This is a genomic window from Caballeronia terrestris, from assembly GCF_001544515.1.
Taxonomy (GTDB): Bacteria; Pseudomonadota; Gammaproteobacteria; order Burkholderiales; family Burkholderiaceae; genus Caballeronia; species Caballeronia terrestris.
In genome coordinates this window covers 1-10,812 of sequence record NZ_FCOL02000106.1, presented here as the reverse complement: position 1 = coordinate 10,812, position 10,812 = coordinate 1, and the positions used below count along the sequence as shown (strand labels likewise).

Genomic DNA, 10,812 nt, shown 5'->3' with positions numbered 1-10,812 from the left:
AATCGGAATCTGGTGCTATCCGCGCGAGCGGCGTAGCGCCAAACTCGGCGGTCTCCGACAAACCCGGCGCGGTTCAGCACCGACATGGTCCAGGCAATCAAACCCGAGGTGCTGGAGAAGATCGTCGCGACGATTCCGGTGCGCCGCCTCGGCCGTCCGGACGAAATCGGGTCGATCGTATCGTGGCTCGCGTCGGACGAGTCGGGCTTCTCGACCGGTGCGGACTTCTCGCTGAACGGCGGGCTGCACATGGGCTGACCGCACGAGCACGGGTGAAGAAACGCCGCGGAAACGAGCAGAAGCCCGGGTAGAGCAGCGGATTGCACGCTCCGCCTGGGCACGGCACGATAAAACGCATGGAGACCTTCGGCAGTGCAAGGCTCGACGCAAATCACACGACACCGATTCCCGCAACGATGGGTGATCGTCCGAAGAGCCGCATGCTCGCGCTTGATCCAGATGGCTCCTAGCCGCGAGGCTGTGGCAGCTGTTGAGCGGTGACTATCAACGGTACAAAGACAGGCCCGGTCCTTACTTGCGTCGAAGCGTCGCGGGATCAGATGGGCGCGCACTTGGTCACCGGCGATTGCGACAACGCCCGCAACGCCAGACACCTAAAACTACATCGTTGTTCGCACTCCGTAATTTGACATAAAGCGATGTTATCGTCGTTGATTCGGTATCCTAATGGATGCTTGTGCTACTTACCCTATCGGGTCTTGAATACACAGACGTACAGGGCATCGCTGACGACATAACAGTCGCCCGCAGACCCCCTTCGTTACTGGCTGATGTTGGCCTACTGTCCTTGGTAGCCCACGGATAGCTTGTTGTCGACCGAGGCCACGCCGGCGACACCTTTCGCGACGTCCCCTGCGCGAGAAATTTGATCTGCATTAGGCACAGAGCCGGTGAGCGTCACTTTGCCTCCCTTGGCTACTGCGGCAATTTTGGATGTCGGGATCCCCGCTTTTGAAATGGCGTCACTCACCTTCTTGCTCAATTGCCGGTTGGCGACTCGTATCGATTTCGCACTTGGCGCCGCAGCCTCTGGTCCCGACGCCATTGCTGCCATATCGCTCGTCTGCCCGTACGCATGGCAGGCCGCTGCGACTGCCAACATGCTGCCAACGATTTTGACCAACTGGACTGATTTCATTTAGCGTCTCCTTCTGCATGGTTGGTCCGAAGTCATCTGACTAAAAGCGAGCTACTTCATAAGTCAGCTTTTTGCAATTTGAATTCGAAAAGCGGCGTATGCGTTTCAGGGTGGTGGAGTGATTCCTATTTCTGCTACGCATACTCGACCTCAGGTATTCCCGGAGATCCTTTCGCAATATGGGTGCCGGCAGGAAAAGCGGCAATAGGACCTTGGTCCAATATCGTCAGAAATCGAAAGGCGTATGGTGGATGGATCCGACGTGGCCTGGTGATCCTTCTGTCGTCGCTATCCCACCAGAACGGTTCGGACCACCGCCGCCTTGCCGCCGCGACACATGTCACGCGCTGAGGCATCTCGCGAAGCCCTTGCGCGTTCGTGCGCGCTCCGCGCGGGACTCACACCTCTCAACGGCAAGGAGGTTTTACGATGGACGCAGGAGTTCGGCTTGCTCGCAGCCACCGCACTAACACGAAGGTTGCCGCAGTTTTAAAGAAGCGTATGCAAACGACGAACGAGCGGTTCGCACGGCGCGTGAACGAGGCAACGACCGCCCAGCCTACTGATCCGCTTGCGGTGATGGCGGCCTCAATGGATCCGCGCAACTGGTACAGCTACGCCGTCGATGCAACGCAGCGCTCTGTGCTCTTCTGGGAGGCCCTCTGGCAGCGCGGCAATAACTTCGTCGAGAACACCGCTCAGGGCCTCAAGCCAGTCCTTCATTTCGAATATGAGATGGTTCTCGATGGACGCACCTTTGAGCGACCCGTCAACTACGCTCTCTTGTGCATCACGCCGCCCGTTGGTGTGACTGTCGATCCGGCACTGCGGCCATACATCATCATCGACCCGCGCGCGGGCCATGGACCCGGCATCGGCGGGTTCAAGGACGACTCGCAGGTGGGCGTCGCGCTGCGCGCCGGCCATCCGGTGTATTTCGTGATCTTCTTCCGCGATCCCGAACCTGGCCAGACAATGCTCGACGTCTGCCATGCCGAGCAGGAGTTCGTGAAGAAGGTGCGCGCATTGCATCCCGACAGCGCCAAGCCTGCCCTCATCGGCAACTGCCAGGGCGGATGGGCCGCGATGATGCTGGCGGCGTCCGGCCCCGACGACACGGGTCCGATCGTCATCAACGGCGCACCGATGTCGTACTGGGGCGGCGCATGGAGCGAAGGCGAGGGCGATAACCCGATGCGCTATGCCGGCGGCATGCTCGGCGGATCATGGCTCGCGTCTCTCACGGCCGATCTGGGCAATGGCAAGTTCGACGGCGCGCATCTCGTGCAGAACTTCGAGAATCTGAACCCGGCCAACAGCCTTTGGGACAAGTTCTACCACCTGTTCGACAAGGCCGACACCGAGCCGCCGCGCTTTCTCGAATTCGAGCGCTGGTGGGGCGGCTACTACCTGATGAATCGCGAAGAGATCGAATGGATCACGCGCAACCTGTTCGTCGGCAACAAGCTCTGGGGCGGCGACGTCAAGTCGTCGAGCGGCAGCGCGTTCGACCTGCGCGAAATCCGCTCGCCTATCATCCTGTTCGCCTCGATGGGCGACAACATCACGCCGCCGCAGCAGGCGTTCAACTGGGTGGCGGACGTCTACGGCAGCACAGAGGAAATCAAGGCGCGCGGCCAGGTCATCGTGGGCTTGCTGCATGAGAACGTCGGGCATCTCGGCATCTTCGTCTCCGGCAAGGTAGCGAAGAAGGAGCATGCACAGATCGTGTCGGTGCTCAAGACGATCGAGGGACTGCCGCCGGGGCTTTACGGCATGGCGATCACCGAAACTCGGGGTACGGGTGACGAGGCCGAGTATGAAGTCGAGTTTCGTGAGCATCGCCTGGAAGACATTACCGCGCGCTGAACCGCTTCGAGCGTGAAGACGAGAAGGCGTTTGAGGCGGTCGCCGAAGTGTCGGAGTTCAATCAGCGGGGCTACGAGTTGTTCGCGCGGCCATTCGTGCAGGCCACGTCGAACGAGAACACGGCGCAACTGCTGCGGGCGTTTCATCCGTTGAGGTTCCAGAACTGGGCCGTCTCGCAGTTCAATCCGTGGCTGTCGTGGCTCGAACCTGCCGCACAGGCGGTCAAGGCCAGCCGCCAGCCGCTTGATGAGAGCCATGTTTTACGAAAGGCCGAACACCTTGGTGCCGAGTTGCTCAGCGCTTCGCTCGACTACTACCGCGGCGTGCGCGATGCAATGACCGAAGCAGCCTTTTTTTCGGTGTATGGCAACCTCTACGCACGCGCGCACGCCGACGAGAGGACGGCGCACGCGGGCGCTGTCGAAACCAAGGTCGATCCGCTCGAATTGCCCGTGGTGCGCAACGCGCTAGCGGCGATGGAGGACGGAGGCTACGTCGAAGCCGTCGCCCGCGTGGCGTTCCTCCTCAAGCGCCACGGCGAGCCGTTGCCACTGTCACGGCTCGAACTGCGTCAGGAGCTGGCGTCGGACTATACGGACTACCTTCCCGGATTGCCGGTCCATGAATGGCGCCGCATCCGCGGCGAACAGGAAATCGTCTGTCGGTACGAGCCCGATCGCGCTGTCGGAACCTTGCCGCTGCTGCTCGCGGACCGCGCCGACAGGGAGCGGCTGGTCACGCTGCTCGACAAGCTGATGGCCGACAAGCGGGTGCAGGACACCGCGCCGACCGCCGAGCAGACAGCAATGCTTGTGCGCATCCGCAAAGTACTCGCTGACAAGGTCGAGAAATTGCGCCGCCCAGCGGTGGGGCGTGCGTAGGTCCTCCCTGAGTGCCTGCCGTGGACGAAGAGGAAACGAGATGGATACGAAACACGCAAAGTACGAGCGCTTGATCGACTTCTGCAAGACGCTTGCGCCCACGCCGGCGGCGGTCGTGCATCCTTGCGATCAGGCCTCGCTGGAGGGCGCGATGGAGGCCGCCCGGCTCGGGCTCATCGCACCGATTCTCGTTGGGCCGCGTGAGCGGATCGAGACGCTCGCCGCCTCGCTCGGCATCGATCTCGCCGGTGTGGAGATCGTCGATGCCCCGCACAGCATGGCGGCCGCGGCGAGGGCGGTGCAACTCGTGCGCGAGGGCCGCGCTGAAGCGCTGATGAAGGGCAGCCTGCATACCGACGAACTGATGGCTGCGGTCGTTAAACGTGATACGGGCCTGCGTACTGCGCGGCGCGTCAGCCATTGCTTTGTGATGGATGTGCCGGGACACGACGAGGCGTTGATCATCACCGACGCGGCGGTGAACATTGCACCAACGCTTGAGGAAAAGGCGGACATCCTGCAAAACGCGATCGACCTCGCCCACGCGTTGCGCGTTGAGGAAGTGCGGGTGGCGATTCTCTCCGCGATGGAAACGGTGAACCCGAAGGTGCCATCCACTGTGGAGGCCGCGGCGCTGTGCAAGATGGTGGACCGCCACCAGATCACGGGTGCGCTCGTCGACGGTCCGCTCGCACTGGACAATGCCATCGACCTCGAAGCGGCGAGGATCAAGAAGATCGATTCACCGGTGGCGGGGCGCGCGAACGTGCTGCTCGTGCCCGACCTCGAAGCAGGCAACATGCTCGCGAAGAGCCTGTCGTTTCTGGCGGGGGCGGATGCCGCAGGCATCGTACTCGGCGCGCGGGTTCCTATCATCCTGACTAGCCGAGCCGACTCGATCCTGACCCGGCTCGCCTCGTGCGCAGTTGCGGCGCTGGTTGCCCAGGCCCGTCGCGAAAACTCAAAGGTGATGGGGTGACCTCATGGCCGACGTGATTCTCGTGCTCAACGCAGGCTCGTCGAGCATCAAGTTCAGCGCGTTCCACGCGGACAGCGATAATCTTGCGTTCCTGCTGCGCGGCCAGATCGAAGGCCTGTACACTGCGCCGCGATTCTCGGCCGAGAATGCGCACGGTGCAGATGTCGGCTCGAAGACCTGGGAGGGTGGCGCAGAGTTCGGCCATGCCGGTGCAATTACCTATCTCATCGAGTTCTTGCGAGACCAGCGCGGGGATCACAAGCTTGTGGCCGTTGGTCACCGGGTCGTTCACGGTGGGATGCAATTTTCTCAGGCCGTGGTGGTCAACGCCGGGGTGATAGGTGCGCTTGAAAAACTGACACCGCTTGCACCTCTGCATCAGCCCCATAACCTCAGACCGATTGAAAGCCTTCTACAGCTTCGTCCGGATCTGCCCCAGGTGGCCTGCTTCGACACGGCGTTTCATCGCGGGCAGCCGGAAGTGGCACAGGCATTCGCACTTCCGGCTTCCATCAGCGGCCTCGGCGTGCGGCGTTACGGATTTCATGGCCTGTCCTACGAATACATCGCCAGCGTCCTGGCGCAGTTCGATCAGAAGGCGGCCTCGGGACGAACCATCGTCGCGCACCTGGGCAATGGCAGCAGCATGTGCGCAATGGTGGACGGGAAAAGCGTCGCGAGCACGATGGGTTTCACCGCCGTCGACGGACTGCCAATGGGCACGCGCTGCGGCAACCTCGATCCCGGCGTGATCCTCTATCTGATGGACGAGCTCGGCATGGATACGCGTGCCATCGAGGACCTGATCTACAAGCAGTCGGGCTTGCTCGGCGTGTCCGGCATATCGAGCGATATGCGCGCGCTTCTCGGGAGCGACGATGCGCGCGCCCGCTTCGCGGTGGAGTTGTACACGTATCGGCTCGGGCGCGAACTGGGGTCGCTGGCGGCAGCGGCTGGAGGGATCGACTCGCTTGTCTTCACCGCAGGTATTGGCGAGCACGCACCGTCGATACGCGAGCGCGTTTGCCGCGACGCCGCGTGGCTGGGCGTGGAGCTGGATCCGGCGGCCAACGAGGCCGGCGGGCCGCGCATCAGCACGCCGGGCAGCAAGGTGTCGGTATGGGTGATCCCTACCAATGAAGAACTGATGATCGCGCGCCAAACCTCGGAGGCTGCAGGAGCCGCGTGCTCAACGATGAACTTTCAAGGAGCGTCACCATCATGACCGACCCGGTCCGTAGTCCGATTTTGAAGGACGTGAAAGCGCTGGTTTGCGGCATCGCCAACGAATATTCGATCGCATACGGGTGCGCGAAGGCTTTTCACGAACTAGGTGCCAACCTGGCCATCACCTACGCCAGCGAAAAGGCCAAGGAATATGTCGAGCCGCTCGCACGTCAACTGGAGGCGGATCTCGAAGCCGTCTTCGCGCGGATTGAAGAGGAGTGGGGCGGTCTGGACGTGCTTGTGCACTCCATCGCGTGGGCACCGAAGGATGATCTGCAGGGCGGCTTGCTGAACTGCTCCGCGGAAGGTTTTGCGAAGGCAATGGATATTTCGTGCCACTCCTTCATACGGATGGCACGAATGGCCGCGCCGCTGATGAAAGGCGGCGGGACCATGTTCACGATGAGCTACTACGGGGCGAACAAGGTTGTGCCGAACTACAATCTTATGGGGCCGGTGAAGGCCGCGCTCGAGGCCGCGGCGCGTTATTTGGCCTATGAGCTTGGCCCAAAGGGCATCCGCGTGCACCCCATCTCGCCGGGACCACTCAAGACCCGTGCCGCTTCCGGCCTCAAGGACTTCGACCTCTTGCTTACCGAAGCCGCAGAGCGCGCTCCGCTCGGCGAACTGGTTGACATCATGGATGTCGGCTTCACCTGCGCATTCCTCGCGACACCCTACGCGAGGCGGCTTTCTGGTGAAACCGTCTACGTCGACGGCGGTGTGCACATCATGGCATAGCAGCCAATTGGCAACTGGGGAGACGAACATGACCCGTCTATTGCTGGGCAATATCGAACCTGGTACGTCGGACGACGAGATTCGGGAGCTTCTGCAGAAGTACGGATTCCCGGCGTTCGACGAAATCGAGCACACGCCAGGCGCCGGCTCACGTCCGGCAGTGGTGTTGACTTTCCACGGTGCCGATCCGGCTGCGCTTGCAAAGGTGCAGCAGCGGTTCCACAACCTGCACTGGAAAAATCGAAAACTCACCGCACAGGTTCTGCGGGATAGTTTCGCCTGACCGGGATTTGCGCTCTCAACCATCCGGCAACGGTTTTATGAGCAACTTGGATTCATCGTCCCCCCTCCCGGAACCCGGCCGGATTGCGCGCCGGGCGAAGGCCGCCGACCAGACCGGGTGGGCACGCTGGCTGCCGGGACTTCGCACGCTGCGCGAATACCAGATGGTTTGGTTGCGGCACGACATCGTGGCCGGGCTGGTGCTGACCACGATGCTGGTGCCCGTCGGCATCGCCTATGCGGTGGCATCGGGCTTACCCGGCATTTATGGCCTCTACGCGACCATCATTCCGCTGATCGCTTACGCCCTGTTCGGACCCAGCCGGATTCTGGTGCTGGGGCCGGATTCGTCGCTGGCGGCCCTCATCCTCGCCGTCGTCCTGTCACTGTCCGGCGGCGACCCGCATCGTGCGGTCGCCCTTGCTGGCATGATGGCAGTCGTGTCAGGGACGGTGTGCATTCTGGCCGGCGTAGCGCGCCTGGGCTTCGTCACGGAGCTTCTTTCCAAACCGATTCGCTATGGGTACATGAACGGAATCGCGCTGACGGTATTAATCAGCCAACTCCCCAAGCTTTTCGGCTTTTCGATCGACGCCGACGGACCGCTGAGAAACCTGTGGGCCATTGCCACAGCCGTGACGGACGGCAAGACCAACTGGATAACGTTCATGGTTGGTACAGCCACACTGGCAGTGATTCTGCTGCTCAAGGGCAGCAAGCGCTTGCCTGGCATTCTGATCGCCGTGGTAGCAGCGACCGTCGTCGTGGGTGCGCTGGACCTTGCTGCGCGCGCCGACGTGAAGGTCTTGGGCCCCCTCCCACAAGGCCTGCCTGCGTTCGCTATCCCCTGGATTACCACCGCCGATATCGTTCCCGTGCTGATCGGCGGTTGCGCCGTCGCGCTCGTCTCGTTCGCCGACACCAGTGTGCTTTCTCGTGTCTATGCGGCGAGAACCCGTACCTATGTCGACCCGAACCAGGAGATGGTGGGCCTCGGCGTCGCCAACCTGGCCGCGGGATTTTTTCAGGGCTTCCCGATCAGCAGCAGTTCGTCGCGGACTCCTGTGGCTGAGGCCGCAGGCGCCAGAACCCAGTTGACTGGAGTCGTCGGCGCGCTTGCTGTTGCGTTACTGCTGGTGGTGGCGCCGAACCTGCTGCGGAATTTACCCACCAGCGCGCTGGCTGCGGTTGTGATCGCATCCGCGATCGGCCTGATCGAGGTCGCCGACCTGCGACGAATCTATCGGATCCAGCGATGGGAGTTTTGGCTATCGATTGTCTGTACAGTCGGCGTGGCCGTGATGGGTGCGATTCAGGGCATCGGCTTGGCCATTGTGATTGCCGTCATCGAATTCCTGTGGGATGGCTGGCGCCCGTACTCCGCCGTTCTGGGACGCGCCGAGGGAGTCAAGGGCTACCATGACGTCAAGCGCTATCCCGACGCGCGACTCATTCATGGTCTAGTCCTGTTTCGCTGGGATGCGCCCTTGTTCTTCGCCAACGCCGAGTTGTTCCATGACCGGGTGCTGGACGCGGTGGCTTCGTCGCCTACGCCAGTGCGCTGGCTGGTCGTTGCGGCGGAGCCGGTCACCAGCGTGGACGTGACCTCCGCCGACATGCTGGCCGAGCTGGACGAAACCTTGCACGCGGCTGGCATCGAGTTGTGCGTGGCCGAGATGAAGGACCCCGTCAAGGACAAGCTGAAGCGATTCGGGCTTTTCGCGCGGCTTGGAGAAACGGCATTCTTTCCGACCATTGGTGCCGCCGTCAGCAGTTATCTCGCTACTCATCCGACCGATTGGGAGGACGAGGATCGTTGATCGGCGAGGTGTTGGACGACACTCCACCAGGAGGCTATTGGACCAAGGTCCCATATGCGCCCGTGGCCGGCTGTCATACAGTGATCCAGCGTCGAACAAGTTTCGTACTGCGTGCCCGAACGGGAGCTCTGGTGCTGTCGGAGCCGCTTGTCGACCTGTCCGGCGCAGAGAAGGAAATTTCCTAGAGCGCGGCCATGTCGCGCGTCGGGTCCCTGCATCGAACATCATCGGTGCCCCAGTCCTGTCCAGACGGCTTGCCATGCGCTGTCATTACTTGTCGCGCAGCGCTGTGTGCGTCCATGCCATGCAGATACCGTAACCCGACTGCCGCTGATACACGTAGAAGCGTTCATCCTCGCAACGCAGGGCACGTTAGTGCCGATCAGAAGAAGGAGACCGCTATGGATGCATGAGGGCGTTGCTCGAAACTCAGCCCTTGTTCACTCTTTTTCTGACGGTTGCCTTGGGTTACGTTGTCGGCGAGTTCAGTATCAAAGGGGTCTCGCTTGGGTCGGGGACCGTCCTCTTCGTGGGATTGGCGATCGGAGGATTTGCACCCAAAGCTGCACCGCCCGCCCTTCTGGGAACCCTTGGCTTGTTGCTGTTTCTCTATGGCATCGGCATCCAATACGGCGCCCAGTTCTTCAAGGGCCTCACGAGCGCAGACGGAATCCGCGCCAATGCGGCGGCCGCTTTTGGCGTCGTGGAGCCGGGTGTGTGTCGCTCGCGCTGGTGCCGATGTTCGGCGTCAAACTCGACGAGTCGCTGGGCATGTTCGCTGGTTCGGGAATCAGCACGGCGACCCTGCAGGCGATTATCGTGGCAATGAAAAGCGACGGCGCCACGGTCGGCTATAGCGTAGCCTATCCTTTTGGTGTTGCCGGTCCAATCCTGGTCATTTACGCCAGACGTCCGCTTCAGTTCGTTGAATGGGCGGTCGCGACAATACTGCGAGCGTCAGGTTCCCTTGGCAGCGCATGTACTTTCAACCCTCTCCGGCCTTGGGCTCCCGCGACTTCAATGGCGGGTATCCAATTGCAACACTCGGGCCGTACGCCAACAATCTCGCCCCTACGTGAGCGAGTCGTGCGGGCAGGCCGTGGCATCTCTGCGTCGAAGGATGCCCGTTTGAACAAGATGAAGACTGGGATCGGCGCCGTGCCCGCGACTCCGGATAGCCTGCCATCAATCGGAATGTGCTCACTGCGCACCTTGTTGCCAGCGCAGGATCGGATGCGTGCCTCCCGCGGGCATCACCCACGTGCCGGTCGGACTAAAGTCCCACGTCGTTCCGAAGCTCGCGGCCGCGCTCATCTGCGCGGTCGTGAGGCCATTCGCGGCGGGCAGCGCCTTACCGCTGTATACGCTATTGGTTGCAGTGGTTGCTTGCACATCCCAGAAGACGTTGTCCGCGATGGTTCCGTCATTCGTAAAGGCCACACCGGCCTTCTGGTCGGGTGGGAACAGTGGAGTTTGGTGCGTGGTAGCGAACGATTCGCTGATCGTTCCGCCGTTATACAAGGCCAGGCCGCCGGTGGTGTACATTGTCGCGGAGCCGGTCGCATAGGACTGGATGATCGATCCGTAGTTGCTGGCAACTAGGCCGGCGCCCGACGCGTGCGATCCGCCACTCACCGAGCCGACCGCAAAGGACTGAACGATGTTTCCGTTATTGACAATGGCGAGGCCGCCAAACGAGCTATCGCCGTTGAGACCGGCACCGGTCGACGAGCGCTCGATCGTGCCATCGTTCACCGCAACGAGGCCGCCGGCGCCCCGGTACGAACTGATGCCGCCCGACGCATGCGTGTTCGTGATGAGCCCCCGATTGCGTAGCGCAATGATGCCTCCGCC

The 10,812-nt window shown here is 61.8% G+C and carries 6 protein-coding genes and 4 pseudogenes; 8 read left to right on the top strand and 2 right to left on the bottom strand.

Features of this window, described 5'->3' with window-relative positions:
• Window positions 1–72 precede the first annotated feature (72 nt).
• A pseudogene (locus tag AWB67_RS32385) lies at window positions 73–258 on the top strand (SDR family oxidoreductase); the annotation flags it as partial.
• Between the two features lie 541 nt (window positions 259–799).
• On the opposite strand, the gene AWB67_RS32380 reads toward AWB67_RS32385, so the two are convergent.
• Window positions 800–1,159: a BON domain-containing protein gene (locus AWB67_RS32380; protein ID WP_087660137.1), complete on the bottom strand. Its 360-nt coding sequence runs from the start codon at window positions 1,157–1,159 to the stop codon at window positions 800–802.
• Between the two features lie 429 nt (window positions 1,160–1,588).
• Here AWB67_RS32380 and AWB67_RS32375 point away from each other — a divergent pair.
• The 7 genes and pseudogenes from AWB67_RS32375 to AWB67_RS32345 form a co-directional block, all read left to right on the top strand.
• A pseudogene (locus AWB67_RS32375) lies at window positions 1,589–3,909 on the top strand (DUF3141 domain-containing protein).
• A gap of 40 nt (window positions 3,910–3,949) precedes the next feature.
• The gene (locus tag AWB67_RS32370) at window positions 3,950–4,888 is read left to right on the top strand and encodes a phosphate acetyltransferase (RefSeq protein ID WP_087660136.1); all 939 of its coding nucleotides are present in this window, start codon (window positions 3,950–3,952) and stop codon (window positions 4,886–4,888) included.
• Between the two features lie 4 nt (window positions 4,889–4,892).
• Window positions 4,893–6,113: an acetate/propionate family kinase gene (locus AWB67_RS32365; RefSeq protein ID WP_087660135.1), complete on the top strand. Its 1,221-nt coding sequence runs from the start codon at window positions 4,893–4,895 to the stop codon at window positions 6,111–6,113.
• Window positions 6,110–6,856, top strand: coding sequence for an enoyl-ACP reductase FabI (fabI, locus tag AWB67_RS32360; RefSeq protein ID WP_087660134.1), 747 nt, complete (start codon window positions 6,110–6,112; stop codon window positions 6,854–6,856). Before AWB67_RS32365 ends, fabI begins: the two co-directional genes overlap by 4 nt.
• A gap of 28 nt (window positions 6,857–6,884) precedes the next feature.
• A complete protein-coding gene (locus AWB67_RS32355; protein WP_087660133.1) occupies window positions 6,885–7,139 on the top strand; it encodes an RNA-binding protein in 255 nt (84 codons plus the stop codon).
• A gap of 37 nt (window positions 7,140–7,176) precedes the next feature.
• Window positions 7,177–8,958: a SulP family inorganic anion transporter gene (locus AWB67_RS32350; RefSeq protein ID WP_087660132.1), complete on the top strand. Its 1,782-nt coding sequence runs from the start codon at window positions 7,177–7,179 to the stop codon at window positions 8,956–8,958.
• Window positions 8,959–9,367: 409 nt separating this feature from the next.
• Window positions 9,368–9,864 (top strand): annotated as a pseudogene (locus tag AWB67_RS32345) (aspartate-alanine antiporter-like transporter); the annotation flags it as partial.
• Window positions 9,865–10,158: 294 nt separating this feature from the next.
• Here the strand turns inward: AWB67_RS32345 and AWB67_RS41555 are convergent.
• Window positions 10,159–10,812: pseudogene (locus tag AWB67_RS41555) on the bottom strand (filamentous hemagglutinin); the annotation flags it as partial.